The 26,482-nt window shown below is 65.2% G+C and carries 29 protein-coding genes; 18 read left to right on the top strand and 11 right to left on the bottom strand.

The annotated features are described in order from the left end of the window. Positions 1-12: 12 nt before the first annotated feature. On the bottom strand, positions 13-996 hold the full coding sequence (locus ACIGJB_RS14155; RefSeq protein ID WP_483730403.1) for a tripartite tricarboxylate transporter substrate-binding protein: 984 nt from the start codon (positions 994-996) through the stop codon (positions 13-15). Between the two features lie 350 nt (positions 997-1,346). Here ACIGJB_RS14155 and ACIGJB_RS14150 point away from each other — a divergent pair, with 350 nt between their 5' ends. The 6 genes from ACIGJB_RS14150 to ACIGJB_RS14125 all read left to right on the top strand — a co-directional run bounded on the left by ACIGJB_RS14150 (position 1,347) and on the right by ACIGJB_RS14125 (position 7,195). Further along, a complete protein-coding gene (locus tag ACIGJB_RS14150; protein ID WP_483730402.1) occupies positions 1,347-2,462 on the top strand; it encodes a substrate-binding domain-containing protein in 1,116 nt (371 codons plus the stop codon). A gap of 42 nt (positions 2,463-2,504) precedes the next feature. Then, the gene (locus ACIGJB_RS14145; RefSeq protein ID WP_483730401.1) at positions 2,505-3,524 is read left to right on the top strand and encodes an ABC transporter substrate-binding protein; all 1,020 of its coding nucleotides are present in this window, start codon (positions 2,505-2,507) and stop codon (positions 3,522-3,524) included. Between the two features lie 73 nt (positions 3,525-3,597). After that, positions 3,598-4,416, top strand: coding sequence for an ABC transporter permease (locus tag ACIGJB_RS14140; RefSeq protein WP_483730400.1), 819 nt, complete (start codon positions 3,598-3,600; stop codon positions 4,414-4,416). Positions 4,417-4,426: 10 nt separating this feature from the next. Then, positions 4,427-5,302, top strand: coding sequence for an ABC transporter permease (locus tag ACIGJB_RS14135; protein WP_483730399.1), 876 nt, complete (start codon positions 4,427-4,429; stop codon positions 5,300-5,302). Further along, positions 5,295-6,356 (top strand): ABC transporter ATP-binding protein, encoded by a 1,062-nt coding sequence (locus tag ACIGJB_RS14130; protein ID WP_483730398.1) that lies wholly within the window; start codon positions 5,295-5,297, stop codon positions 6,354-6,356. The genes ACIGJB_RS14135 and ACIGJB_RS14130 overlap by 8 nt, the downstream gene beginning before the upstream one ends. Next, on the top strand, positions 6,353-7,195 hold the full coding sequence (locus ACIGJB_RS14125) for a phosphodiesterase (protein WP_483730397.1): 843 nt from the start codon (positions 6,353-6,355) through the stop codon (positions 7,193-7,195). The genes ACIGJB_RS14130 and ACIGJB_RS14125 overlap by 4 nt, the downstream gene beginning before the upstream one ends. Before the next feature lie 89 nt (positions 7,196-7,284). Here ACIGJB_RS14125 and ACIGJB_RS14120 read toward each other — a convergent pair whose 3' ends face one another. Further along, positions 7,285-9,279, bottom strand: coding sequence for an AI-2E family transporter (locus ACIGJB_RS14120; RefSeq protein WP_483730396.1), 1,995 nt, complete (start codon positions 9,277-9,279; stop codon positions 7,285-7,287). A 169-nt stretch (positions 9,280-9,448) separates the two neighbouring features. Beyond that, positions 9,449-10,369: a hypothetical protein gene (locus ACIGJB_RS14115; protein ID WP_483730395.1), complete on the bottom strand. Its 921-nt coding sequence runs from the start codon at positions 10,367-10,369 to the stop codon at positions 9,449-9,451. Positions 10,370-10,717: 348 nt separating this feature from the next. Between ACIGJB_RS14115 and ACIGJB_RS14110 the strand changes: the two genes are divergently transcribed. From ACIGJB_RS14110 to ACIGJB_RS14075, 8 genes are all read left to right on the top strand, one after another. Continuing rightward, positions 10,718-10,978: a hypothetical protein gene (locus ACIGJB_RS14110; protein WP_483730394.1), complete on the top strand. Its 261-nt coding sequence runs from the start codon at positions 10,718-10,720 to the stop codon at positions 10,976-10,978. Positions 10,979-11,134: 156 nt separating this feature from the next. Then, positions 11,135-11,518: a lysozyme inhibitor LprI family protein gene (locus ACIGJB_RS14105; RefSeq protein WP_483730393.1), complete on the top strand. Its 384-nt coding sequence runs from the start codon at positions 11,135-11,137 to the stop codon at positions 11,516-11,518. Between the two features lie 4 nt (positions 11,519-11,522). Further along, positions 11,523-12,302, top strand: a complete 780-nt coding sequence (locus ACIGJB_RS14100; RefSeq protein WP_483730392.1) for an N-acetylmuramoyl-L-alanine amidase — start codon at positions 11,523-11,525, stop codon at positions 12,300-12,302. Positions 12,303-12,528: 226 nt separating this feature from the next. Next, positions 12,529-13,788 carry an IS256 family transposase gene (locus ACIGJB_RS14095; RefSeq protein WP_483730391.1) on the top strand — a complete coding sequence of 420 codons (1,260 nt, stop codon included), beginning with the start codon at positions 12,529-12,531 and terminating at the stop codon, positions 13,786-13,788. 817 nt (positions 13,789-14,605) lie between these two features. After that, positions 14,606-15,544: a LysR family transcriptional regulator gene (locus ACIGJB_RS14090; protein ID WP_483730390.1), complete on the top strand. Its 939-nt coding sequence runs from the start codon at positions 14,606-14,608 to the stop codon at positions 15,542-15,544. A gap of 70 nt (positions 15,545-15,614) precedes the next feature. Beyond that, the gene (locus ACIGJB_RS14085; RefSeq protein WP_483730389.1) at positions 15,615-16,583 is read left to right on the top strand and encodes a Bug family tripartite tricarboxylate transporter substrate binding protein; all 969 of its coding nucleotides are present in this window, start codon (positions 15,615-15,617) and stop codon (positions 16,581-16,583) included. Between the two features lie 59 nt (positions 16,584-16,642). After that, positions 16,643-17,878, top strand: coding sequence for a CaiB/BaiF CoA transferase family protein (locus tag ACIGJB_RS14080; RefSeq protein WP_483730388.1), 1,236 nt, complete (start codon positions 16,643-16,645; stop codon positions 17,876-17,878). Next, a complete protein-coding gene (locus tag ACIGJB_RS14075) occupies positions 17,875-18,672 on the top strand; it encodes an enoyl-CoA hydratase/isomerase family protein (protein WP_483730387.1) in 798 nt (265 codons plus the stop codon). Before ACIGJB_RS14080 ends, ACIGJB_RS14075 begins: the two co-directional genes overlap by 4 nt. A 34-nt stretch (positions 18,673-18,706) precedes the next feature. Here ACIGJB_RS14075 and ACIGJB_RS14070 read toward each other — a convergent pair whose 3' ends face one another. From ACIGJB_RS14070 to ACIGJB_RS14060, 3 genes are read right to left on the bottom strand one after another with little or no spacing between them, the layout of a single operon-like run. Further along, a complete protein-coding gene (locus tag ACIGJB_RS14070; protein WP_483730386.1) occupies positions 18,707-18,934 on the bottom strand; it encodes a DUF2798 domain-containing protein in 228 nt (75 codons plus the stop codon). A gap of 37 nt (positions 18,935-18,971) precedes the next feature. After that, complete coding sequence (locus ACIGJB_RS14065) at positions 18,972-19,532, bottom strand: flavodoxin family protein (RefSeq protein WP_483730385.1); 561 nt, start codon at positions 19,530-19,532, stop codon at positions 18,972-18,974. Positions 19,533-19,576: 44 nt separating this feature from the next. Next, positions 19,577-20,071 carry a DUF2938 domain-containing protein gene (locus ACIGJB_RS14060; RefSeq protein WP_483730384.1) on the bottom strand — a complete coding sequence of 165 codons (495 nt, stop codon included), beginning with the start codon at positions 20,069-20,071 and terminating at the stop codon, positions 19,577-19,579. A gap of 80 nt (positions 20,072-20,151) precedes the next feature. On the opposite strand from ACIGJB_RS14060, the gene ACIGJB_RS14055 reads away from it, so the two are divergent. After that, a complete protein-coding gene (locus ACIGJB_RS14055; RefSeq protein WP_483730383.1) occupies positions 20,152-20,583 on the top strand; it encodes a helix-turn-helix domain-containing protein in 432 nt (143 codons plus the stop codon). A 106-nt stretch (positions 20,584-20,689) separates the two neighbouring features. Here ACIGJB_RS14055 and ACIGJB_RS14050 read toward each other — a convergent pair whose 3' ends face one another. Both ACIGJB_RS14050 and ACIGJB_RS14045 read right to left on the bottom strand, forming a co-directional pair. Beyond that, positions 20,690-21,403, bottom strand: coding sequence for a hypothetical protein (locus ACIGJB_RS14050; RefSeq protein ID WP_483730382.1), 714 nt, complete (start codon positions 21,401-21,403; stop codon positions 20,690-20,692). Positions 21,404-21,776: 373 nt separating this feature from the next. After that, on the bottom strand, positions 21,777-22,685 hold the full coding sequence (locus tag ACIGJB_RS14045; protein ID WP_483730381.1) for a LysR substrate-binding domain-containing protein: 909 nt from the start codon (positions 22,683-22,685) through the stop codon (positions 21,777-21,779). Between the two features lie 273 nt (positions 22,686-22,958). Here ACIGJB_RS14045 and ACIGJB_RS14040 point away from each other — a divergent pair, with 273 nt between their 5' ends. Together ACIGJB_RS14040 and ACIGJB_RS14035 are read left to right on the top strand one after the other, a co-directional pair. Continuing rightward, positions 22,959-23,165: a hypothetical protein gene (locus tag ACIGJB_RS14040; protein ID WP_483730380.1), complete on the top strand. Its 207-nt coding sequence runs from the start codon at positions 22,959-22,961 to the stop codon at positions 23,163-23,165. A gap of 217 nt (positions 23,166-23,382) precedes the next feature. After that, complete coding sequence (locus ACIGJB_RS14035; RefSeq protein WP_483730379.1) at positions 23,383-23,931, top strand: ferritin-like domain-containing protein; 549 nt, start codon at positions 23,383-23,385, stop codon at positions 23,929-23,931. A gap of 25 nt (positions 23,932-23,956) precedes the next feature. On the opposite strand, the gene ACIGJB_RS14030 is transcribed toward ACIGJB_RS14035, so the two are convergent. Next, on the bottom strand, positions 23,957-25,096 hold the full coding sequence (locus ACIGJB_RS14030) for an AI-2E family transporter (protein ID WP_483730378.1): 1,140 nt from the start codon (positions 25,094-25,096) through the stop codon (positions 23,957-23,959). Between the two features lie 154 nt (positions 25,097-25,250). Next, complete coding sequence (locus ACIGJB_RS14025) at positions 25,251-25,550, bottom strand: hypothetical protein (protein WP_483730377.1); 300 nt, start codon at positions 25,548-25,550, stop codon at positions 25,251-25,253. Positions 25,551-25,760: 210 nt separating this feature from the next. Here ACIGJB_RS14025 and ACIGJB_RS14020 point away from each other — a divergent pair, with 210 nt between their 5' ends. Beyond that, positions 25,761-26,102, top strand: coding sequence for a hypothetical protein (locus ACIGJB_RS14020; protein ID WP_483730376.1), 342 nt, complete (start codon positions 25,761-25,763; stop codon positions 26,100-26,102). On the opposite strand, the gene ACIGJB_RS14015 is transcribed toward ACIGJB_RS14020, so the two are convergent. Then, positions 26,080-26,469: a nuclear transport factor 2 family protein gene (locus ACIGJB_RS14015; RefSeq protein WP_483709333.1), complete on the bottom strand. Its 390-nt coding sequence runs from the start codon at positions 26,467-26,469 to the stop codon at positions 26,080-26,082. The genes ACIGJB_RS14020 and ACIGJB_RS14015 overlap by 23 nt on opposite strands. Between the last annotated feature and the right edge of the window lie 13 nt (positions 26,470-26,482).

The raw sequence follows: 26,482 nt of genomic DNA, 5'->3' as shown, positions 1-26,482 counted from the left end.
AAATGTACGCTGTCAGTCAACTTTCAGGTTGCGCAACAGCGGCTGCCACTTTTCGCTCTCGGCGGTCAGCCAGCGCTGCAGCCCCTGAGGGGTCTGTTTGTCCAACGGGACGATCTGGGCCCCTAGTTCGGTGAGCTTGGCGACCACTGCCGGGTCACGCAGGCCCTTCTGCAGTGCGTCCGTGAGGCGCTTCGTGGTGCCTGGCGGCGTGCCCTTCGGCGCATAGATGCCGTGCCAGACCTTGACCTCGAAGCCCTTGAGGCCGCCCTCCTGAAGCGTTGGGGCTTGGGGAAGCGCCGCAATGCGCTGAGCAGTGGTAACGCCGAAGAGCTTCACGCGACCGGCCTTGATCTGCGGTAGCGTGGCCGTCGTCTGGTCGCACAGCAGGTCGACTTGCCCGCCCAGCAATGCGGTAAGCGCCGGACCGGCACCGGGATAGGGAACCGCCGTCATCCTGGTTTGCACCGATTCCTCGAACAGCAGGCCACACAGTTGCGATACCGCGCCCAGGCCCGCGTTCGCCAGCGAGACCTTGTCGCGGTTCTGGCGAACATAGTGGATCAGCTCCGGCAGCGTCGAGGCGGGCAGGTCTTTGCGGCCCATCAGCGTCATCGGTACATCGGCAACTTGTCCGATGTACTCGAAGTCCTTGAGCGGATCGTAGGAGAGCTTCTTGTACAGCGCGGGCGCTGTCGCCATCCCGTTGTGGTGAATCAGGATGGTGTACCCGTCGGGCTGGGCGCGGGCAACGTACGCCGCCGCCACCGTGCCTCCGGCGCCGACCCGGTTCTCCACGATGACACTCTGGCCGAGCTCGCGCGTCATGGCAGCCGCGAGAGAGCGAGAGACCACATCGGTCGGGCCGCCAGCGGAGTAGGGAACAACGAGGGTCACCGGCCTGGACGGGTATGCGTCCGAGGCCTGGGCGGCCGATGCCAATGCCAGTGTTGCAAGCAGGCCAGACACGAACACGCTGGCGATTCTGTCTCCAAGCATTTTTGTCTCCATCTTGATTTGCCGGCACGCGAGAGTTCGCCAGCGAAAGACGCGTTGCCCGTACGATGGAAGGCACTCCTTAAAGCGACAATTCTTAATTCATGAAGTGGACTTTTGTGGTGGATGAACGCTGCGCAGGAAAAGTCCAAGACAATCCGCCTCACGCCACTGTCATCGCCCTGTCATTCCTCCCTTCCACAATGCGCAGCAGAGCAGGGAGCCGAGCCTTCCCGGCTGACCGCGTGACGCGGCGCAGCGACGGAATGTCTTGACTCCCGATTTTTTCCGCCTTCAATGAAAACGTTTTCATCCGGCCGCGCCGCTGCGGTTGATCCTCGAATCAGAATGCTGTGACGCGAAGACACATTCCAGATGGCAAGCCGGAGGCCAGGCCCGACAGCGGCGGCGCGACGCTGCTCGACGTGGCTCAGGCCGCGCGCGTGTCGCTGGCAACTGCGTCGCGCGTCTTCAGTACGCCCGCCATGGTGCGCGACAGCACCGCACAGCGTGTGCTCGACGCGGCGCATAAGCTGAGCTTTCGCCCGAACCTGCTCGGCAGCAAGCTGCGCGCCCAGCAGTCGAGGATGATCGGCGTGATGCTGCCGACCATGGACAACGCGGTATTCGCCGAATGCTGGCGTGGGATCGAGGAGGCGGCGCTTGCCGCCGGCTACTCGCTGATGCTGGTGACGAGCGGCTACGACCCGGCGCGCGAGCGCGAGCGCGTGGAGTACCTGCTGCGCCATCGCGTCGACGGCATGGTGCTGACGGTGGCCGACGCCGCCCGAAGCGCGGTGCTGGACCAGCTCGACGCCGAGGGCGTGCCCTATGTGCTCGCGTACAACCAGGCCAGCGCGCGCGGCCGGCGGCATTCGGTTTCCGTGGACAACCGCGGCAGCGCGTGCGCGGGCGTGGAGATGCTGATCGCGGCCGGACATCGGCGCATCGTCGTGGTCTCGGGCGCGTTCGTCGCCTCGGACCGCGCGCGCCAGCGCTTTGCGGGCTACCAGGACGCGATGCGCGAGCACGGCCTGGAACCGGTCCCGGCACTCTGCCTGCCGTCGCACACCGCCAGCAACGCGGCGCAGATCCGCGCGCTGATGAACGCTGACGACGCTCCCACGGCCTTCTTCTGCACCAACGACCTGCTGGCGATCGGCGTGATCGCCGACCTAGGCCGGCTCGGCTTGCGCGTGCCGGCGGACGTGTCCGTGCTCGGCTACGACGGTATCGCGCTCGGCAGCGTGGTCGAGCCGACGCTCGCGACCGTGTTGCAGCCCAACACCGACATCGGCACGCGGGCCGTGCGCCATCTGCTGGCGCGGCTGCGGGCAGCGCCCGACGACGCGCCGGCGCCCGCGCGTGTGACGCTGCTGCCGCACGCGCTGCGCGTGACCGGCACCATCGCGGCGCCGCCGGAGCGTGCGAGTGCGAGCATTCCGGCACGAATCCGGCGTATCCCATAACCCAGCTTCCACCACCGACAGTTGCCAACCAAGGAGCCTCTCATGCAACCGTTCTCCGCCTGGCGCCCGCTGCGCCGGATCGCCCTGATGTTCGCCGCCGCGGCCTTCGGCCACGGCGCCTTCGCGCAGACCGCCATCTGCTACAACTGCCCGCCCGAATGGGCCGACTGGGCCGCGCAGATCCGCGCCATCAAGGAAAAGACCGGCGTGACCGTGCCGCTGGACAACAAGAACTCCGGCCAGTCGCTCGCGCAACTGGTGGCGGAGAAAGCGAGCCCGGTGGCCGACGTGGTCTACTACGGCGTGACCTTCGGCATCCAGGCCAAGAAGGACGGCGTGACCGCCCCGTACAAGCCCGCGCACTGGAACGACATCCCCGACGGCCTGAAAGACCCGCAGGGCAACTGGTTCGCGATCCACTCGGGCACGCTCGGCTTCATGGTCAACGTCGACGCGCTGCGCGGCAAGCCCATGCCGCAGTCGTGGGCCGACCTGCAGAAGCCCGAGTACAAGGGCCTGATCGGCTACCTGGACCCGGCCAGCGCGTTCGTCGGCTACGTCGGCGCGGTCGCCGTCAACCAGGCGCTGGGTGGCAACTTCGACAACTTCGGCCCTGCCTTCAAGTACTTCAAGGACCTGCAGAAGAACCAGCCGATCGTGCCGAAGCAGACCGCCTACGCGCGCGTGCTCTCCGGCGAGATCCCGATCCTGCTCGACTATGACTTCAACGCGTACCGCGCCCGCTACAAGGACCACGCCAACGTGGCCTTCGTGATCCCGAAGGAAGGCACGGTCGTGGTGCCCTACGTGATGAGCCTGGTCAACAAAGCCCCGCATGAGGCCGAGGGCCGCAAGGTGCTGGATTTCGTGCTGTCAGATGCCGGCCAGGCGCTGTGGGCCAATGCCTACCTGCGCCCGGTACGCAGCAGCGCGGTCTCGAAGGAAGTCCAGGCGCGGTTCCTGCCGGCCTCCGAGTATGCGCGCGCCAAGCCGGTCGACTTCGGCCGCATGGCTGACGTGCAGAAGGCCTTCAGCGATCAGTACCTGAAGGAAGTGCGCTGAGCACGCGCTGGTAATGGTCGGTCGTTCCCGCCCGCCATGCGCGCGGGGACGACGCCACGGCAAGGCCCCTCCCATGACAAAGCGAAATCTCTTCCTGTTCGGCTTCGCGCTGCCGGCGCTGGTCGTGTTCCTGGCGTTCTTCTGCCTGCCGATGGCGCGCCTGGTTGCGGTCAGCGTCAACGGCCCGCAGGGCGCCGGCGTGTACTGGACCGTGCTGACGAGCCCGCGCTATCTGCATAGCCTGATGGTGACCGTGCTGCTGTCCGGCGCGGTCACGCTGGCTACGCTGGTCATCGCTGGCATTGCTGGCACGTTCCTGCAGCGCAACCCCGTGCCGGCCAAGCCCGCACTGGTCGCGGTGCTGACGTTCCCGCTCGCGTTCCCCGGCGTGGTGATCGGCTTCATGGTGATCATGCTCGGCGGCCGCAACGGCCTCTCGGCGATGGTCGGCGACTGGCTCGTGGGCGAGCGCTGGGCCTTTGCGTACGGGCTTGCCGGCCTCTTCGTCGGCTACCTCTACTTCTCGATTCCGCGCGTGATCCTGACCGTGATGGCGGCGGTGGAGAAGCTCGACACCTCGCTCGAGGAAGCGGCGCGCTCGCTCGGCGCGAGCCCGTGGCGCGTGGTGCGCGACGTGATGCTGCCGGCGCTGATGCCGGCGATGCTCTCCAGCGGCGCGATCTGCTTCGCGACCAGCATGGGCGCGTTCGGCACGGCATTCACGCTGGCCACGCAGCTCGACGTGCTGCCGCTGACGATTTACAACGAATTCACCAACTACGCCAACTTCGGCATGGCCGCCGCGCTCTCCATCCTGCTGGGCAGCGTGACCTGGGCCCTGCTCGCGGTGGCGCGCTGGTTCTCCGGCGATGCCGTCGCCGCAACCGCGTAGGAGCCCGCTCATGTCTACCGTTCGCCCCGGTCGCCCTGGCCTTCGCTACTGGCTGCAGCTCGCGCTGATGCTGGCGGTCTGCCTGTTCATGATCGTGCCGGTCGTGCTCTCCGTGCTGGCCGGTCTCACCAACAACATCTTCGTCGGCCTCGCCAGCGGTCTCACCACGCGCTGGCTTGGAGAGGTCTGGTCGCTGTACCGCAATACGATCTTCCTGTCGCTCGGCATCGCGCTTGCGTGCCTGGCCTGCACGCTGGTGCTCGGCGTGCCCGCCGCGTACTACATGGCGCTGCGCCGCAACCGCGTCACGCGCCTGATCGAGGAGCTGCTGATGCTGCCCGTGGCGATTCCGGGCCTGGCCACTGCGCTCGGCCTGATCCTGCTCTACGGCCAGTGGCAGGCGCTGCGCACGAGCTGGGTGTTCATCCTGATCGGCCACGTGCTGTTCACGCTGCCGTTCATGGTGCGCGCCGTGCTGGCGATCCTGTTGGCCATCGACATCCGCACGCTCGAGGACGCCGCCGCCAGCCTTGGCGCCGGCCGCATGCAGCGCTTTTTCACGGTGATCCTGCCGAATTGCCGCCAGGGCATCCTGGCCGGCGCGCTGATGGTGGTCACGCTGTCGGTGGGCGAGTTCAACCTGACCTGGATGCTGCATACGCCGACCACGCAGACGCTGCCCGTGGGACTGGCCGACAGCTATGCGTCGATGCGGCTCGAGATCGGCTCCGCCTACACCATCGTCTTCTTCGTGATGATCATTCCGCTGCTGGTGCTGATGCAGGCGCTGGCCGCCATGGGCGCGCGCGCCCGCAAGCACGTGCGCGCCGAGGTGCCGGCCATGGCCGTCGCACCCGCTACCCCTACCGAGACTCGCCATGCATGAACCCACGACCATCCGCCTGCGCCGCTGCGGCAAGACCTTCGCCGATGGCGCACTGGCGCTGCAGCCGCTGGACCTGGACATCGGCGCGGCCGAGACGCTGGTGCTGCTCGGCCCGTCTGGCTGCGGCAAGACCACCACGCTGCGCATCATCGCGGGACTCGAGTCGCCCGACGCCGGCGGCGAGGTCTGGTTCGGCGACACCAACGTGACCGCGCTGCCGATCGAGCAGCGCGGCGTCGGCATGGTGTTCCAGAACTATGCGCTGTTTCCCAACATGACGGTTGCCGAGAACATCGGCTACGGCTTGCGCGTGCGCCGCGTGGACGCCGCCACGCAACGCCGGCGCATCGACGACATGCTCGGCATGATGCATCTCGGGCCGTTCGCCGACCGCCGCGTCGACCAGCTTTCAGGCGGCCAGCGCCAGCGCGTGGCGCTCGCGCGCGCGATTGCCGTGCAGCCGCGCGTGCTGCTGCTGGACGAGCCGCTGACGGCGCTCGACGCCAAGCTGCGCGACGCGTTGCGCGCCGACATCAACCAGCTGCTGCGCAGCCTGCGGATCACGGCGGTCTATGTGACGCACGACCAGGCCGAGGCGATGGCGCTCGGCGACCGCATCGTCGTCATGGACCGCGGCCGTATCGCGCAGGCCGGCACGCCGCAGGAGATTTACCGCGCGCCGGCCAACGCGTTCGTCGCCGACTTCATCGGCACGATGAACCGCCTTTCCGCCACGGCCGAGCACGGCGGCGCGTGGCGCGTGCCGGGCGGCGTGGTGCCGCGCGACGGCGCGGCTGTGGCCGGCCCCCGCGCCGAACTCATGTTCCGGCCCGAAGACGTGGCGCTCGCACCTGCCGACAATGCGCACGTGCAGGGTGCCGTCGTCACCGCGCTGTTCCTCGGCAACTGCACGCGGCTACTGGTGGACGTCGGCGCCGGCGCGCCTCTGATCGTCGACACCACGCGGCGCGACCGCTGGCAGGCCGGCGAGCGCATCGGGCTGCGCATCGACACCGCGCACATGATCACATTGGCGGAGGCCGAGGCAGCATGAACACGCCGTATCTCGTCGCGCATGTCACCGACCTGCACATCAAGGCCGGCGGCAAGCTGTCCTACCGGATGGTCGATACCGCCGGCGCGCTGCACCGCTGGATCGACACGCTGCTGGCCCTGCCCCAACGCCCGGACCTCGTCATCATCACCGGCGACCTGGTCGACTTCGGCGCCGAGGCCGAGTACCGTTTCCTGCGCGATATTTTGCAGCGCCTGCCGATGCCATACCGGCTGCTGCCGGGCAATCACGACAGCCGTAGCGAGCTGCGCGCCGTCTTTGCCGATCACCACTACCTGCTCGACAACGGCGACGGCGAGGCGCCGGTCCACTATGTCGTCGACGCGGGGCCGCTGCGCCTCGTGGGCTTTGACTGCACGGTGCCCGGAAAGCCGGGCGGGCGCGTGGATCCCGCGGAGCTGCCGTGGCTGCAGACTGCGCTCGCTGGCGCGTCGGCCACGCCGACGCTGTTGCTGCTGCACCATCCGCCGTTCTACACCGGCATCGGGCACATGGACGAACAGGGTCTGGAGAATGCGGCGGCGCTAGAGGCCGTCGTGCGGCAGCACCCGCAGGTCGAGCGCGTACTGTGCGGCCACCTGCATCGCCACATCACGCGGCGCTTCGCCGGCACCATCGCCATCACTGCGCCTGGTCCCGCGCACCAGGTGGCGCTGGACCTGGACCCACAGGCGCCGTCAGGCTTCCGCATGGAGCCGCCCGGCTACCTGCTGCACTGGTGGCATCCGCAGCACGGCCTGGTCACGCACGCCGCCGCGATCGGCGAGTATGGTGCCGCGCATCCGTTCTTCGATGCGCAGGGCAAGCTGATCGACTGAGTGAAGAACGCCTTGCGAGCGACATGTCTTGCGCATCAACTGCGCGCCGCGCGGACTGGCGGCGTAGCGGCAACGCAATGGAAAAGGCGTTAGCTGGATTGCGGCGCCGTTATCACCCCTTGCGTCACGGCAGAGTGGGGCAAGTCGGCACCAGCCGCACTCCCGGTTTCCCCGGCGGCTTCCGCGGCGCGCTCCGAACGGACCAGGGCTATTACCTGGCTGAAGGACGACGCGGCAAATGCTGTCGTGCCGCGATGCTCCTGGGTGTCCCGCGACATCTCTGACACGAAGCCAAGAATCAGCTTCGCGGCAGGCGCTCGCTGCTGAAGCCGTCGCAGCAGGATACGGAGATAGACGTTCGACTGTCCCGCATCGAGCGACGTGATGCAGATTGTCGCCATCGCCGGCAGATTCTCTGGGGAAAATCTCGTGCGGGAGAACTGTTCATAACTGGCGGCCTCTGCCTGGATACCTGCCCTGGACAGAAGTTGTACGGTGGCCGCGGCGACCAGTTCATCGAGTCCCCCGCGACCGGCAACGCAGAGCACAGGGCCGACAACCGGCGCGCCGGAAGCGGCCGCCACGGTGGCGATTCCGGCTGCTTCGCGGGCTGGCGGCAGGCTTGGGGCCGGGCCGTCATCACCGCCGGATATTGGTGCGTCCCTGACCGGCTCATCGATATCTTCGAGCCCATCGATGATATCGAGCAGCGCTTCGCGGATGCGGCCAAGCTGTTCGGGCTGGATAACGCCCCGCATCATGTCGTTGTGCGCGAGCTTCAATCCCTCGAGCATGACAGTGTCGTAGTACTCGGCAAGGGTCATGTCCTTCAGCAGGGTTTCGGCCTGTCGCAACGCCTCGTCGGGATCATCCGCAAGGATGCGCTGGTAGAAGTTGGTCGGCGGCGATAGCGGCGGTCGGTCCCCCAGCAGGACTTCGAGAAATTCCAGCTTGTCGACATGCCGTCCAAGGATGACCAGGCACAGCGTGAGCGGCGTCGAAAGGATCAAACCGACCGGGCCCCAGATCCAGCTCCAGAAGATGGCGGCGACCACTACCGCGACGGGAGAAAGACCCGTGCTGCGGCCGTATAGCAGGGGCTCGATGACTTGTGAGGTGAGGAGATCCGTCGCGCCGAAGAGGCCAATCGTCCAGAGCAGCATGGTCCAGTCCGGACCCGTGGCCGCCAGCACGAGCGCGAGCAGCGCCCCGATCCACGTGCCGACATACGGAACGAACCGAAGCAGCGCCGTGATCACGCCGACCAGGATGGCACCCGGCACCCCGATGGTTGCCAGGCCAGCCGAGATGACGATGCCCACGCCGACGTTCACCCCGAGCTGCGTCAGGAAGTAGCGGCTCAAGCGGTGAGCGGCCTCGTTCATGGCCGTCGTGGCACGATGCAGGTCACGAGACCCGAACAGTCGGATCAGCCGGTCGCGCAGGTCTTCGCGCTGCAGGAGAATGAAGATCGCCACCACCAGCACGATGCCCGTGGTCTGGAGCGGGCCGACGATGGGCGAAAGATATTCCCTCATCAGGGCGAGCGGTGATGCCGGCGGTTCCTGGACTGCGACGGGCATCGGTGCCCGCTCTTCCTGTTTCCGGCCTGAGACGGTCGCACCTGGGACGCCCGCGCCGCCGGCAGCATGCGGAGTGCGCGCCGGCCGTTTGATGAGGTTTGATGCACTCACCAGAAGATCGTCCAGCCGCCCGACCGTGGCCTGCTGGACGAACTGGACTCTTTTCTCGATCGTAGCCTGGTAACGCGGCAGGTCGGCGGCGAGCTGCGCCACCTGCGCGCCGATCAGTGTCCCGATTCCGCCCATGACCGCCAGCGCCAGCAACACCGCAATGACAACCGAAGGGACTTGTCCAAATCTGAGCCGCGCCAGAATATCCACCAGCGGCGCGACAAGAAAACTGAGCAGCACCGCGAGCGTCACGGGCATCAACACATCACGGCCAAGATCCAGGGCGCAGATGACCACAACCGCGGTGATGAGCGAGGTCAGTTCCCGCAGCGTAGGAGCGTCCGCGGGCGCCACTTTCGTTGTGGGCCATTCAGGTCGTTTCTTGACCATCGCAGATACCCTTGCTCGATGCAAGGGATCCTCATTCGACGGGTTCAAGGCGCCTTACCCCTTCAAACTAATGCGAGAACAGCGCGATCAGGATGATCAGAGGAATGGGTACGCCGAGTAGGAAGAGGAGGATGGAACGCATGATTGTCTCCCGTTGGATAGATGGAATTCAGAGGTCGCGTTGCCGGCCGCCAATCGTGGCCAAAAGGCTTGCCGCGAACGCGCCCATCAGCAGCGAAACGAACAGCCAGAGTGACGCGTAGATACCGGCTTTTCTCGCTTTGTCGGCTGCGGCCTTTGCGGCGGCTTTGGCGTCCGCCAGTCTTTGCTGAAGCTGCGCATAGGTCGTCGTGACACGGGTCTGCGCGGCGTCCGGTGAGGACCCTGTTCGCCTGGCAACCAGCCGCGCGGCATAGTGAGTGTCCGCGGACGACAATGGGCCGCCCGATGCCAGGCTGTTCATGAATATGCGCACGACTTCTTCCCGGTCCGCAGCCCTTCCTTCGGGGCTGACATTGGGCGTAGCCGCCGCAGCGTCCGGCTCGCGAAACAGACCGTCGACGAGATAGCCCATCGGCCATGTATCGACCGCGGCGGACGCATTGCCACGGTCCTTCATGGTGCCCAGTGCGCTACCCGCTGCACCGGCCGACGCCGCTTGCGCCGTGGTGTAAAAAAGCCCTGACGCCGCGGACGTGATCAGGATCGCCGTCACGAGCGTTGCCGCTGCCCAACTCAGAAAGCCGTGCGCGGTATCCCGGAAAAAGGTCTCGTCCGAATGGACCGCGACCCAGCGTTTCCTCAACCGACCGGCCAGGTAGCCACCAAGTCCGGAAGCCAGGATCTGCGTCACGCAAATCCAGACAACCGCCGCGATGCCGAATCGTGCGGCGCTTTCCTCCCGGGGCGCCCAGGGCGAGATTGCCGACAGGCCAAGCCCGGATCCGAGCATGAGGAGGATGAGGGAAAAAGCCGCAGCAGCGACCGCGCCCGCGAGAATTGCGCCCCACGATACTGCGCTGCCAAGCGACGACGCCGCAGGGGGGTCTTCCAGGATTGCGCGGCGCCGGGTGTCTCCGAATTCTTCCATGTGGCTCTCCTGTCTACGGGTAAGCGCCGGACGCTTACACGGCGGGCGGCTGCCCTCCGTCAGCGACGACAGGTAGGAAGCACTACTTGTGCCTGGATTGTCAGCGCACGCTCTCCATGGGTTCTACAGCCGGCATTTCAGGTTTCGTTCCCTCAGCGCGGCGGGAATCATTGTGATGGTCAAGTAATTTCGAGAATCAGATGAGGTCTGGCGGGTAAATCTTGCATCTGCGCCATGCAGTTGCCCCGGCGCCTTGCGCATGCGCCTCAATCGCGCGCGGACAGGAACCGCTGCAGGAGCCGGCGGTTCGCGACGCCTTGTTCAGGCTCCGGACCGCGCGCGGTTTGCATGAGGCCTACGACCGGCATGTGGCGTGGCTGCAAAAAAGCGTTCGAAGATCCGTCGACCCTTGAGGCGCGCAGCCGGCTGGTGGTGGAGTGCACGGCAATGGCCCTTCAGGCCGCGCTGCTGTTGAGGTCCGGTAATGGCGAGATTGCCAACGCGTTCTGCCGCTCGCGCCTGGCGCGGGAAAGCGGCTTTGCCTATGGCACGCTGGATCCCCAGGCGCCGGTTGCCCTGCTGATCCACCGCGCCAGCCTGTCGATCTGAACTTCCGCCGCGCGCTGACAAGACACTGACAATCCATGCGCACGCTCCCGGCAGATGCGGCTGCAAGGTCAGGCGGATACACTGGCGGGCGTTGTCCACCCGCCTGGTGGCTCCATCCGGTTGCCGCCAGGCTATTCCTAACTCGATACCGAGCTCATGAAAGCCATCCTTTCCGCCCTGGCCCTCGCCCTGCTGGCCCCCGTTGCCGCCCACGCCGCCAACGAATGCGACAAGTACCGCACCAGTTACGACAAGACATATTGCTTCGCCAAACTGTTCCTCGAATCCGACAAGGAACTGAATACCAGCTACAACGACCTGCGCGGCCTGGTCGGCGATAGCGTGAAGCAGCAGTTGAAGGATACCCAGCTGGAATGGATCAAGTACCGCAACGCGTCTTGCGAAGCGAGCGGCGCCATCGATGTTGACTGCAACTATCGCGTCAATCGCGACCGCGCCGAGTACTTGCGCGACCGCGTGCGCGAGTGCAAGGCAGGCACCTGCCGTAACGACATGATCAGCAAAAAATCCTGGAACTGATCCGATGACGCGGGCGATCTCTCGTGGCCGCCGCGCGGTGGTGGCGGGGCTGGTGGCCGGTCTTTCTGCGGTCGCCTGCGCGTCGCAGTCGCCGGCTGGCCCGCGCCCGGGCCGCATCGTCATTGATCCCGGCCACACGCCGTCGCTGGGCGGCGCGCTGGGCGTGCGCGGTGTCCATGAGGTGCAATACAACGACCGGCTGGCAGCGCGGCTGGTTCAGGCGCTTTCGCTGGCGGGCTTCGATGTGGCCTTGACCCGTGGCCCGACCGAGAACGTATCGCTGGAAGCGCGGGCGCAGTACGCGAACGCGCGGCAGGCGGACCTGTTCCTGGCGATCCACCACGACTCGGCGCAGTTGCAGTTCCTCGAAAAGATCAAGGCGGGCGATCTCGACGCGTATCGGACTACGCGGCCCATCGCCGGGTACTCGATCTTCGTGTCGCAACGCAATCCACGCTTCGCCGAGAGCTATGCGTTTGCGCAGATGCTGGGCGAGGAGATGCGCAAGCTGGGCCGTGCACCGACGCTGCATCACGCGGAGCCCATCGCCGGGGAATCGCGGGAACTGCTGGCGCCGGATATCGGCATTTATCGCTTCGACGATCTGGTTGTGCTGCGGCAAACCGTCATGCCGGCGGTGCTGCTGGAGGCGGGGGTCATCGTGGACCCGACTGACGAGGGTTATGTCAGGGATCCAGGGAACCAGGGGCGCATGGTCCATGCGGTTGTTGTGGCGGTGCAGCGGTATGTGGCGACGATTCGGGGGGACTACTCGAAGAAATAAGGGGTTCTTCGCTGAATTGCGGGGACGGCGTGCTTGGCATGCGCGGCTGTTTCGCAGGCGTAGCCTGCGAGTCACTTTTTGTCCGAGCGACAAAAAGTAACCAAAAAACGCGTCGCTTGCCCTAACGGGCGAATATTGATCGTAGTGTGCGGAGAATTTCGTACGGGTACTCGGGCCTGTCAGAAATTTTGTGTTTAGGGCATAACATGTCGCCAAGGAGCATGTCATGCCACGTAGAAACAAGACGAGTCAGGCCGCCGATCGTGAGCTGCCGATCATTCCCGAGGATCTGATCGCCCATTTCGTAAAGGGCCCGATGACTGCCGAGGCCGTGCAGGACGCCTCAATGGCATTCAAGAAGGCCCTGATCGAGCGGGCCTTGGGCGCTGAACTCGGTCATCATCTGGGCTACCCGGCTGGCGCTGAGCGCCCAGCCGGCACAGCCAATCAACGCAATGGCAAGAGTGCTAAGACGGTTTTGACCGAGGACGGGCCGCTGCGAGTGGATATTCCGCGCGACCGCGACGGCAGCTTCGATCCGATCCTGATTCCCAAGCACGAGCGGCGCTTCACCGGGTTCGACGACAAGATCGTCGCCATGTACGCCCGCGGCATGACCGTGCGCGAGATCCAGGCGTTTCTGGCCGAACAGTACGGCACCGAGGTGTCGCCAGAATTCATCAGTTCTGTAACTGATGCAGTCATGGACGAGGTCACCACCTGGCAAGCCCGCCCGCTGGAGGCGATGTACCCGGTGGTGTTCTTCGACGCGCTGCGGGTCAAGATGCGTGAGGACGGCGTGGTACGCAACAAGGCCGTCTATCTGGCCTTGGGCGTGCTGCCCGACGGCACGCGCGACATCCTGGGCCTGTGGATCGAGAGCACCGAAGGCGCCAAGTTCTGGATGAAGGTGTTCAACGACCTGAAGATCCGTGGCACGCAGGACATCCTGATTGCAGTGACCGACGGGCTCAAGGGCATGGAACAGGCCCTGAACGCGGTGTTCCCGGCCACGACGCTACAGACCTGCATCGTGCATCTGATCCGAAACAGCTTGAGCTACGCCGGTTGGAAAGAGCGCCGGACCGTGGCTGCGGCGCTTAAGCCCGTGTACACCGCGCCCACTGTTGAGGCGGCGCTGGCCGAACTGGCGGCGTTCGAGCAGAGCGAATGGGCTAAGAAGTACCCCCCGATCGCCGCGTCCTGGCGTCGCGCCTGGGATCAGGTGATCCCGTTCTTTACGTTCCCACCGGCGATCCGCAAGATCATCTACACGACGAACGCGATCGAGAGCATCAACGCGCAACTACGTAAGATCATCAAGACGCGGGGGCACTTCCCCAGTGACGAGGCAGCAACGAAGCTGCTATGGCTGGCCCTGCGCAACATCACGGGCAAGTGGGGCAGCTCAACGCATGACTGGAAAGCTGCCATGAATCAGTTTGCGATTCTCTATGAGGAACGCTTTACCCACCCGCATCACTGAGATAATGCTGGCTCACCGGTTAAGTCGACGGGGAGCCTTTAACTGCCCTGAACACAAAAACGCTGACAGGCCCGGGTACTCGCTTCAGAGTCTGCCCCGCTGCCTGCCGCATGGTGCGCGTCCGTATGCAGGCTCTCCCACAATGATTGAACGAGCCCTGAACCTGTCCGTGGCCCGACACTGCCCGCGATATCGCATCATCGCCTACGGCTGCTGCGCGGCTCAGTAAAAGCCAAAAAAAGCGGGTAACGGAAGCACCGTCGCCAGCGCCGCTGATGCCCCTGACTAACCGACTAGTGAGCTGCGTAGCAGCCGAAGGCGATGATGCGATGACGGTGGAAGCAGGGGCCACGCAGGTTCAGGGCTCGTTCAATCATTGCCCGAGAGCCTGCTTGCGGACGCGCACCATGCGGCAGGCAGCCGGGCACGCTCTGAAGCTCATACCCGTACAACACCCTCAGCACACTACGATCAATATTCGCCCGTTAGGGCAAGTAAACGCGCTTCTTGCCTACTTCTTGTCGCTTGGACAAGAAGTAGGTCGCCGGCTACGCCGGCGAAACAGCAGCGCCTGCCAAGCAACCGCCCCCGCAATTCGCCGAAGCACAAAAAAATCAGGCAGCGGCGACCGTCGCTGATCGCATTCCATGCCGTCCAGACATGCGCATTGGCCGCGGGAAATCCGCAATTGCCGGAGCAGGCCCGCAAGCCGATAATCAGCGCCCACACGCAATCTTTCCCAGAATGCATGATGGCTTTACTAACCTTCATCCATTAGCTCGCCCCTGTAACGGCGCCCCACCGCGCGCAGATCACCTTGACGCCCTCCGCCCACCCGCGCAACCCCCGCCTGCATTTCGACCTCACCACCATCCAGCTCTTTATCGCCGTGGCCGACCAGGGCAGCATCACGCGCGGCGCGGAGCGCTTGCACCTGGCCGCCGCCGCCGCGTCGCGCCGCATCCTCGAACTGGAATCCCAGCTCGGCGTCTCGCTCTTCGAACGCCTGCCGCACGGCATGGCCCTGACCGAAGCCGGCCGCGCGCTGCTGGCCCACGCCCGCGGCATCACCCACACCGTCCAGCGCATGCAGGACGATGCGTCGTCGTTCGTCGGCGGCGATCTCGGCGTGGTGCGGGTGGCGGCGCCGAAGTCCGCCGTGATCCAGTTCCTGCCGTTCGATATCCAGCGCTGCGCCGCCGCCTGCCCCGGTGTCCGCATCGACCTGCAAGAGATGAACAGCCAGGAAGTCCAGCAATGCCTGCGCCGCGGCACGGTGGATATCGGCATCTACGAAAGCAGCCTCGGCGTGATCGACATGCCGACTGAGCCGTACCGCGCCGACCGGCTGGTACTGGTGGTGGCGCGCGGCCATGCGCTGGCGCGGCGCAAGCAGGTGACGACGGACGATGTGCTGGACTGCGACCTGATCGTGCTCGGCGAGAGTTCGGCGATCTCGATCGGGCTGGAGCGCCTGGCGGAAGAGGCCGGCCGCGTGCTGCGGATGCGCATGCGTGTAGGGGGCTTCGATAGCATCGCCGCGCTGGTCGCCCAGAACCTCGGCGGTGGCGTGATGCCGGAAGCGATAGCGGCCGAGGTGGCCGCCGGCAGCCGGTTCGTGCGGCTGCCTATCGCCGGCCCTTGGGCGGCGCGGCAGTTCGTGCTGTGCCACCGGCCCGAAGGCGCGCTCTCGTCGGCCGCGCGGGGCGTGCTGACGGTGCTTGCGCAAAACGCGAAACCTGAATCGCCCAAATAGCGATAGCCCGCGGCGGGCGCATTGCGCATCATGGGCTCCATAACACCCAGACACAGTACGGAGACACGCAATGCAGCGCAGGCAATTCATTCTCGCGGCTGCGGCCGGATTGGCGGTGCCCGGCTTTGCTCGGGCCGCAGTCGAGGTGCATGGTCCGGTACGGATCGTGGTCGGTTTTGCACCGGGCGGCGGCACGGACGTGCTGGCGCGCGTGATCGGGCAGAAGCTCGGGGTCATGTGGAACACCAGTGTGCTGGTCGAGAACAAGCCGGGCGCGACCGGCGCGATTGCCGCCGCCTATGTGGCCAAGCAGCCGCCTGACGGCACCACGCTGCTGATGGCCCACGTCAACAGCCATGCCATTGCCCCGGCGCTGCTCGACGTCAAGTACGACCCGCGCACCGATTTCTCGCCGATTTCGATGGTCGGCGTCACGCCCAATATGCTGACCTGCCGTCCCGAGCAGAAGGTGCGCACGGTGGCGGACATCGTGGCGCTGTGCCGCAAGAATCCGGGCAAGATTTCATTCGGCTCCTCGGGCATCGGCTCGGCGCAGCACCTGGCGCTGGAGATGTTCCGGATGCAGGCGAAGCTCGATGTGGTGCACGTGCCGTACAAGGGCTCTGGCCCGCTGGTGGCGGACCTGCTCGGCGGCCAGATCGACTATGCCTTCGACACGATGACCGCGGCCACGCCGTTTATCCAGCAGGGCAAGGTGATCGCGATTGCGCAGACCCGCCTGAAGCGCGCGGCCAGCCATCCGAATGTGCCGACGCTGGCGGAGTCCGGCTTCCCCGGTCTTGACGCGGCCTCATGGTACGGACTAGTCGGCCCGAAGGGCATGCCCTCGGCGCTGGTGCAGCGCATGAACGAGGACGTCAACCGCGTACTGGCCATGCCCGACGTCGTCGAGCGGCTCAAGAGCTTTGGCGCCGAGGACTCCGGCGGGACCAGCCAGCAATTCGCCGCCTTCATCGCGTCCGAGTCCGCCAAGTGGGCCAAGGTCGTGAAGGACGCCGGCGTCAAGGCAGAGGCCTGATGTCCGGGCGCCGCCGCACCGTTGCACGCCACCCCATACATCTCTCCAGAAACTACCCGATGACAGATTTCAGCGACACCTGCGGCCAGCCATCCGCGCGCCCCTTGCCGCTGGCCGGCGTGCGCGTGCTCGACGTCAGCCAGGTCATGGCCGGTCCCTATGCCTGCATGCTGCTGGCCGACCTCGGCGCCGACGTGATCAAGATCGAACCGCCCGAAGGCGGCGACCAGACGCGCGGATCGATGGGGTTCAAGATGAAGGGCCCGGACAGCATGGGCTTCCTCAATATGAACCGCAACAAGCGCAGCGTCACGCTCGATCTCAAGACCGAGTCGGGCCGCGAGGTGCTGTATCGCCTGGCGCAGACGGCCGATATCCTGGTCGAGAACTATCGCCCGGGCGTGATGAAGCGCCTCGGCATCGATTACGAGACGCTCAGCCAGATCAATCCGAAGCTGGTCTACTGCAGCATCTCCGGCTTCGGCCAGAGCGGCCCGTGGGCCAGCCGCCCGGGCTTCGACCTGATGGCGCAGGCCATGTCGGGCGTGATGAGCGTGACCGGCTATCCGGGCGGCGCGCCGGTCAAGGCGGGCGTGCCGGTGGCCGACATTGGCTGCGCGCTGTTCGCGACCTACGGCATGCTGTCCGCGTATATCGGGGCCAAGGCAACGGGCAAGGGGCAGTATGTCGATGCGTCGCTGTTCGATTCCGCGCTGGCGTTCTCGGTCTGGGACACCTGTGAGTACTGGGGCACCGGCCGCGAGCCCGAACCGCTGGGCACGGCCAACCGCATGAGTGCGCCGTACCAGGCGATGAAGTCCGCCGACGGCTACTTCGTCATGGGCGCGACCAACCAGAAGCTGTGGCAGTTGCTGTGCAAGACCATCGACCGGCCGGATTTGCTCGCCGATGAACGCTTTGCCACCGTGGCCTTGCGGCTGAACAACCGCAAGGCACTGATCGCCGCGCTCGAGGAGAGCTTCGCCGCGCAGGGTAGCGACTACTGGATCGAGCATCTGCTGGAGGTCGGTATCCCGGCCGGGCCGATCCTGACCTATCCGCAGGCCTTCGACAGCGAGCATGGCCGGCACCGCCAGATGCGCATCGAGATCGATCATCCGATCGAGGGCAAGGTGCCGAATATCGGCTTCGCCGTGAAGATGGGCGGCACGCCGCAACAGGTACGGCGCCCGCCGCCGCTGCTGGGCCAGCATACGGAGGAAATCCTGGCCGAGCTCGGCATTTCGCGTGATCAACAGCAGTCGCTGGCGGCGGCCGGCGCGTTCGGCGCATGAGTACCGCACAGTCCGATGAAGGGCGGGTCACGCTCGCGATGCAAGGGCAGGTTGCGACGCTGACCTTCGACCGCCCGGCAGCACGCAATGCGATGACGTGGGCCATGTACGAGCAGCTCGCCGCGCACTGCCACACGCTTTCCGCCGAGGGCAACGCTGGCGCGCGCGTCGTGGTCATGCGGGGCGCGGGCGGCGAGGCCTTTGTCGCGGGCACGGATATCGCCCAGTTCCAGAAGTTCTCCGGCGGCGACGACGGGGTGGGCTACGAAGCGCGCATCGACGCGGGCGTCGGGCTGGTCGAGCGATTGCCGATGCCCACCGTGGCAGTCATCGAAGGCTGGGCAGTCGGCGGCGGTCTTGCTATCGCGACCGCATGCGACTTCCGTATCGCTTCACCGAAAGCGCGCTTCGGCGTGCCGATTGCGAAGACGCTCGGCAATACGTTGTCCGCGCAAAATCTCGCCAAGCTGCGCGCGGCATGGGGGCTGCAGCCCGTGCGCCGCATGCTGCTGCTCGCGCAGATACTCGATGCCGATGCGGCGCTGGCGTGTGGTTTTCTGGAAGGCGTATATGCGCCTGAAGCGCTGGACGGCGCGGCCAAGGACCTGTGCGACCGGCTCGCAGCACTGGCGCCGGTTACGCAGCGGGTCGTGAAGGAATCATTGCGGCGCCAGACTGTGGAGGCGGTGGCGGATACGGATGACCTCGTGCGGGAGTGCTATGGCAGCGAAGACTTCCGCGAAGGGGTGGAAGCCTTCGTGGGCAAGCGGCCGCCGCAGTGGAAAGGCAAGTGAATGGTGGGCACGGCTGGTAACAGCCGTTGCATTGCTACGCCTTCACGACGAGGGCTTGCACAGCCTTGCGCGCAACCGGCGTGACCAGCAAAACGGCCGGGAACGCAACGGGCCATGCCGTCAGCCATGCGCTGGCCCACATGCCGGCAAAGTCCGGCACCAGGCCGACAGCGCGATACGTCGAGATGCCGGCAACGATCAGGGACATCAGCCCGGACAGCACCAGGCTGAATAGCGGCGCGCTGTATTTCCTCGGGATCATCGAAGTTCCTCCTGTTCATGACGCAGCATGCGCAGCTTCAGCGGATGCGGTGCAGCGTTTCGGCGAAGTTCCTGCCGAACATCCGGGCGGTCTTTACATCGCCGGGAGCGAACGCATCCGGCGCGGCCGAGTGCGCGGACTGGGCCATCATTCCGGACCACGATCCCAGCCGGTTGGCGGCCTCGTCATAGGGAACGCCGGCGTGCTGCTCGGGAAGGATAGGGTTGCCGACCCATAACATTCCGTGCTGCATGGAGAACACGAAGATCGACATCAGCGTCGATTGTTTGTCGCCGGCAGGCAGCGACGACACGGTGAAGCCGGCGGCGAGCTTGCCCTTGAGCTGCTGGGTTCGCCACAGGCCCCCGGTGGCATCCATGAAGGTCTTGAAGGGACCGGAGACACCGCCGAGGTAGGTTGGCGTGCCGAGGATATAGGCGTCATACCCGAGCAGTTCCTCCGGAGCTTCGGTGAGGTCCCTGGCCGGGAGCAGCCGAGCCTCGGTATGGGCCACGCCTGCCGCGCCTTCCTGCACACAAGTGGCAATGTGTTTCGTGTGCCCGTGGGCGCTGTGATAGATGATGGCGAGTTTCTTCATTGGATCGCTCCAGGTGGCGTTGTGGGGCTTCGGCAGGCTTGCGCTCATGGCGCGAGACAGCTGATGGCGAGCGCGGCGAGATACAGGCCGAAGCCAAACACGGTGTGGTTGGCGAAGCTGCGCAGGCAGTTCCTGAGCGGCGTCGGCGTCCGCGATGCTGCAAAGCCCGATCCCATCGCAGGCTGCATGACGAACAGCGGCGCCGCGACGGTGGCCATGCCGACAATCACTGCCGGCAGCACCGTAGGACTTTGCGCCCAGTCCATCCCATGAATCGCTATGAGCAATCCCGCGAAGGCGATGCCGATTGCGTAGTGAGTGAGCCAGCCCAGCGCGCGTTCGCCGGGAATTGGCCGCGCTTTCCCGATGGATGCATGCGCGAAGGTGCCGTGAAAGAGGTGCCCGACCCACCGGCCGATAAATGCGAAGTTGAGTGTCGGCACGTCCATGCGCTTGAGGAACGTCAGCCAGACGTCCATGAAAGCAGTGGCGCCGATCCCGATGGCGATGATCGTGGCGATTTCTGGCAGGCGTGTCATGAGAGCCCCTTGCGGTTGACTTGCGGAAACGATGTGGCCACTATAGAAGTTGAAGTCAACTTCAAGTCAAGGGCCGTCTCATGGATATCTCCGAAGTCGCAAAGCTGACCGGTGTGCCGGCATCGACACTGCGCTACTACGAGAAGAAGGGGCTCATCGTGTCGCTGGGTCGGCAAGGCGCGCGGCGTAGGTTTGCCGATGGCGTGGTCGATCAGCTCGCGTTGATTTCTCTTGGGCAGACTGCGGGGCTCTCGCTGGACGAGATCCGTTCCATGTTCTCGCCCGATGGGAAGCCGCACATCGACCGGCAGTTGCTGCGGGACAAGGCTGACGAGATCGACGCGCTGATCAAGCGTTTGCGGGCGATGAGCCACGGCCTGCGGCACGCGGCCGAGTGTCCGGCACCGAGCCATGCCGAGTGTCCGACTTTCCGGAAGCTGGTCAGGGCTGCGGGGTCGGGTGCGATGGAAAGAAGCCTGGGCAAGGCTGAGTTGAAACGGCGGGCGAGGTAGTGCCTTATCGCCGAGCTTCAGGCTGAGAGGCATCAACGCCGGCGGCAAGATGAGAGTTGGCAACCGGAGAGGAAGGCGCGATGCGCGCCCTCCGGTGCCCGCCTAGTTACTGCTTGAGCATCTGTGTCTTAAAGAAGCCCCCGGTGCCGGTGGTCGCCACCATGGTCAGAGAGCGGCTATACAACGTATTGCTGGTGATGAGGATGCCGCCATCGGATGGTACAAAACGGATTGCTGCATATCCATCGTGCGGGACACCCACGGACAGGTTGCACCCGGTGTTCGCAGGCTCTGTCGCGACGGACGGGATCACGGTGACGTGGTAGAAATTCTTCGCCGAGCCAGGCTCGGCCAACACGGCTGTCCCCGTCAACCTGCAGAGTTGCGTGCCGCTCGTGTAAGTGCCATTGATATTGCCCTCGGCGTCAATCGACATTGCGAATGCGCCTTGCTTCCAGTTTCCTTGAATGCTCGTCTGGTCCACCGACAGCGCGTTTGCGGGATCGTAAGTGGCATGGAAGTCCTTGGGCGTGTCCGATCCCTCCCTCTGATAGGAACCATCGAGCTTGCTGTTCAGCGTGATGGTGCCGGAGCCGGTTACAGGATAGGTAAAACCGTACTCGTAGAGTGCATCCGGTGTGAAATTCCAGTTTGACCCGGCGAACCGGAAGCCACCGCTCAAAGTACTTATCAGTTCGGCACGGACGAAGCGCCCCGCACTGTTGATGAACGTTACGCCCATGGGCTCCGACCAGATGCCTTCGCTGCCATTGCCCACCTTGGCCGTAGAGCCGGGCTGCGGATTGGAAAGGTCGGGCAAGGCTTCGCCTGTGCGCGAAGGATCGGGCGATGGCGCGGGGGAGGGGGATGGCGCCGGGGACGGAGAAGGCGAGGGGGCAGGCGAAGGTGCCGGGGTCGGCGTCGTGCCCCCGCTATCGCCGCTGTCTCCGCCTCCGCAGGCGCTCAGCAACGCGCACGCCGCAAGCGCGGCAATGGCGATCTGTGATGGAATGGCTCGCATCGAATTCTCCTTGTTGGGTGGTCTTGGTAAAGCCGACCGATCCTAGGGAGAGGGCTGCAAGCAAACTTGATTTCAGATCAACGGACCAGTGGTTTAGGAAAATTCCGATGGTATGGGACAAGCCGGTATCGCTTGAGCGCAACAAGCTCGCGATTGCCTGTGTGGAAGGGAATCAGTCCGGCCTTGTGCCCCCTTCGGACTCCAGCAGATGCCGCACCAGCAACTGCGCGGCCACCGGCAATGCCTCCATGCTGCGCACGGCCAGCAGGAACTCGCGCATGGCCAGTGCATCGGCGATCGGCACGATGCAAAGCGGCATGGTCGCTTGGTTACGTTCGGCGATGGCCTCGGGCAGGATGCCGATGCCAAGCCCGGCGCTGACCATCACGCATAAGGCATCGAAGCTGCTCACGCGGATGCGCAGCTTCAGGGGGCAGTGCAGGTCCTGCGCGGCGCGCAACAGGGCGACATCGATGGCGCTGCCGGTGTGCATGCTGACCAGCTCATGCTTGAGCAGGTCGCGCAGCGTGACATGCGGCCGATCGCAAAGCCCATGTCCCCCCGGTGTAATGACGACGAGGCGGTCCCGGCGGAACGGAAAGGTCTCCAGTCCCGGCACGGGCAGGACCGGCACATAGATGCCGATATCGGCCGCATTCTCCGCAATGGCCTTCGGGACTTGCGAGCTGGTCCTCTCTTCCAGCTCGAGCTGGACGGTCGGATATCGCGCGGAGAACGAATGCAGCGGCTGCGCCAGGAACTGCAGGATCGCCGACAGGCTCGAGCAGATACGGACCACGCCCCGCACGCCGGCAGCAAAGCTCTGCATCTGCGCCGACACCTGATCGAGTTCATGCAAGGCACTGCGCGCCAGCGTCAGCAGCGCCTGGCCGGCGGGCGTCGCTTCGACGCCCTTGTTGGTGCGCACCAGCAACTGGGTCCGCAACTGGCTTTCCAGCTCGCTGAGGCGCTTGCTGACGGCAGCGGCCGAGATGTGTTCGCGCTCGGCCGCCGCGGCAATCGTTCCCTGTTCCACCACATGGATGAAGAGTTGCAGGGAAAGCGGGTCAAGCTGGCTCATGTCGTCCGCAGCACTCGTCCGTGGCGCCCGGTTTTGCCTTGAACTTTCGTTATGGCGGCATCGCCAATGATTGCTTTGCACCGGCGCCTTCCCTAACCAGAATAGCAACCTATGTCCGGACGGCGCTGTCTGGGCGGCACGAAAGGAGACCGTGTCGATGCGCCGCCGAAGTTGCCAGGTCGAACCACGCACGGACACCGACGCAGCAAGAAGATCGAGGATCAGGCCGCACTCGCCCGGTGGTGCAGGCCAGGATGCAGAATCGGAGACAAGATGCTGACTCACCACGAAATTTCGGCGCTGATTCTTGTGCGGAACGCGCCATACCAAGCGACCAGCACGCTGGAACTCGAAGAGCTCGCGAGCAAGGGCATGATCCAGTGGGAAGAGCGCGGCATCACGCGGCCGCGGCCGTGCCTCACGGCGCTCGGCGAGAAGTTCTACACCAACGTAGTCGAGCGGATGCGCGTGGCTGCATAAGGCACGCGCTTGCGCGCTGGCACGCGCGACGGCTTTGCAATTTCTCGTCACCCTTCCCATTGCGTACCGTGCATTTTTTGCACGCCGCGACGCGGCGTGGCCGCTACGACGTTGATGAACCAGGGTCGCCGGCTTGGCATGTTTTTCGCGTCACACTCCCATTCATCCCACCCCGGACTGCGCGTCCCCCTGCGCGCCATCCGTACAGGAGCCCGTGATGACGACAACACCCTTCCTCACAGATGTAAAAACGCTGCGCGAGCGCGCGCGCAAGCATATCGACGATGGCGCGGTGACGGCCGGCTATGCGGCGGATCGCGACACCGTGCTGAAGCTGCTCAATGACGCGCTGGCCACCGAGCTGGTCTGCGTGCTGCGCTATCGGCGCCACTACTTCATGGCCAAGGGTCCGAACTCGAAGAGTGTCGCCGACGAGTTCCTCGCGCACTCGAATGAAGAGCAGGGCCATGCCGACCAGATTGCCGAGCGCATCGTGCAGCTCGGCGGCGAGCCCGATTTCGCGCCCAACGGGCTGACCAGCCGTTCCCATGCCGAGTATGTCGAAGGCAAGACGCTGACCGACATGATCCGCGAAGACCTGGTGGCCGAGCGCATTGCGATCGACAGCTATCGCGAAATCGTCAAGTTCCTCGGCGATCGCGATCCGACCTCGCGCCGCATGATGGAAGAGATCCTTGCCGTGGAGGAAGAGCACGCCGACGACATGGCGGACCTGCTGGCACGCCAGGGCGGGGAACAGCGCTGATTGGGGCCGCTGGCGGCGGCCGCTTTCAGCTCGCGTGCGGAGGCGCTGGCGACAGCGTCTCGGCCGGCTCGGGCGCCACCGCTTCGACCGGCGCCGCGGCAGGCTCGTCGACCCACAGCCAGAACAGGCGGTAGCCGACCGACAGCATCACCGGCCCGATGAACAGCCCGATGATGCCGCCGCTGATCATGCCGCCGAGCGCGCCGATCAGCACCACCGGCATCGGCACGTCGACGCCGCGCCCCAGCAGCAGCGGCTTGAGCACGTTGTCGGCAAGACCGGCCACGAACACATAGACTGCGAAGACGATCGTCGTGACGCTGGCGCCTTCCGTGACGAAGACGTAGACAATGACCGGGATCGTGATCAGCGTCGCGGGCAGCTGCATGATGCCCAGCAGCAGCACGGCCAGCGCCAGCAGGCCGGCGCCGGGAATGCCCTTCATGATGAACGCGACGCCGATCAGCAGCATCTGGATGAAGGCGATGCCGACTACGCCCTGCGCCACGGCGCGGATGGTCGCGGTGCACAGCTCCACGATGCGCAGGCCGCGCTCCGGCCCGACAATGCGCGACGCGATTCGCTGCGCGCTGCGGGTGCCCATTTCGCCGTACGCCATGATGATGCCGGCGATGATCAACGCAAACACGAACACAAGCAGCCCCGTGCCGACGCCGGCGAGCTTGCCCAGCATCAGGACGCTGAACTCCTTCAGTTGGGGCGCGACTTTCATCAGCAGGCCACTCAGGTCGTTGGCGGCCTGTTGCCAGAATCCGTAAAGCTGCTGGCCTATCAGCGGCCACTGGGATACCGCGTCGGACGGCGGTGGGATGCGCAGGTTTCCGCCCTTGACGACCTCGATCGCGCGCTCCACGGACTCGAACACGGCGAGACCCAGCAGGTACGCCGGCACCAGGATGATCAGGATCGACAGCAAGATGATCAGTGTGGCGATGTGCCCCTCGCTGAGGCCCAGGCGCCCGCGCAGCCGTACTTGCAGCGGATAGATTGTGACGGCCAGGATCAGCGCCCAGACCACCAGGTCGAAGAACGGGTGGAAGATCTCGAAGCAGAAGATCACCAGCGTGGCGATCAGCCCCGCGCGGATCAGGACGTCCAGTAATCCGCGGGACAGCGCCCGCTCGGAAATGGATGTTTGCAGCATCGCTTGTCTCCTGGCAGGGCGCGGCCGGACGCCGGTCCGGTGACGGAACGCTGGCTGTGCGACGGCCGCGGAAGGTGCACGGCGCAGAACGCCGGAGTTCAGTCTAGGTCAGCCCGAGTGCCGGATCAAGCTCAAAGACCCGGTGGCGGGACGGCTATTTGTCCGACGGCGCGTCCGCGAGCGCGTCCGGCTGCGGCGGCGGCAGCATCAGCGCCAGCGCGGGATTGAACGCCAGCCAGGGCTGCCATGTCGCCCGCACCATGTCGGCCCACCACTGCATGACATCTTCGAAGGGCAGCGGCGGGGACTGCGCCAGCCAGTGCTCCATGGCGGCGAACGACGGCGTAGCGCGGATCAGTACGGAAATGACATCGGTATTCTCTTCGGGCAGCCTGTGCCGCATGAGTTCGATATCCATCGTCGGAAGATGTGCGGTGATGCTGGCTTCGGGCATGGTCGGCAACTCCAGTTGGAAGAGAGGCATTGCCCCATTCTTGACGAGGAATGTGTCAACAGCAAGCGGGCGTCGTCAGGCCATTGCGAATCATCGCGCAGCGTTGATGCACGACATCGACAGCGCGTGGCGGAGGGCACGCAGCAAATTGACGGGCCGGGAGAACAGGAGCACCCTGTTGGTATCGTCCTACCATGCAGCGAGGCCGCCATGCCCACCGACGAATTCAAACCGTTCAAGGCAACGCTGGCAATGCTGCTGCGCGATATGCCAGCGGGAAGCACCGCGGACTTCTCCGACGTGGCCGTCGCCTATTGGAACGGCACCAGCGTGGCGGGCTTCTACCTGCGCGACGGCGGGCGGCTCGACGAGGAATTCGAGTTCGACGAAAACGCCTGGGAGAACTGGCGCGACGAGCTCGGCGCGTGGCTGGCCGCGCCACATTTCAGCGAACGCGCCGAACTCAAGGCCCGTCTGGCGCGGCCCGAGGCGCGCGCCACCGGCACGCGCCTGGCGACAGTCACGTGGCTTACGCCGGCGTCGCTGCGCTGAACGTCTTGTTGGCGATACCCCATACGCCATCGATCTCCAGCAGCGTGAAATAGTCGGTGAACGTCACGCCCGGATACTGCAAAACCACCTTGGCCGTGCCGGCGTTGCCGGTCACATCGAACTGCGTGATGAAGCGCTTGCGCTGCGCCTCGTCCGCGGCGGGCTCGCCCTGGAATCTGGCGGCGATAAACTCCTCGACGCTCAGGCTGTAATACACACCGTCACGGAAAGACTGGATGCGCGCATCGGCGTGGAACGCCTTGCGGATGTACTCGCCCTTGCCGGTCGCATGGCCCTTCAGGTAGTTCTCTACTGGCTCCAGTGCGGCAACGTGCTGGGTGGTCGGGCTGGTTTGGTGCGATGTCATGGTCTCTTCCTGT

Source organism: Cupriavidus sp. C2SS-8b, from assembly GCF_057073745.1.
Note: the sequence above shows the minus strand (reverse complement) of the source record. Positions and strands in the feature narration are given on the sequence as shown.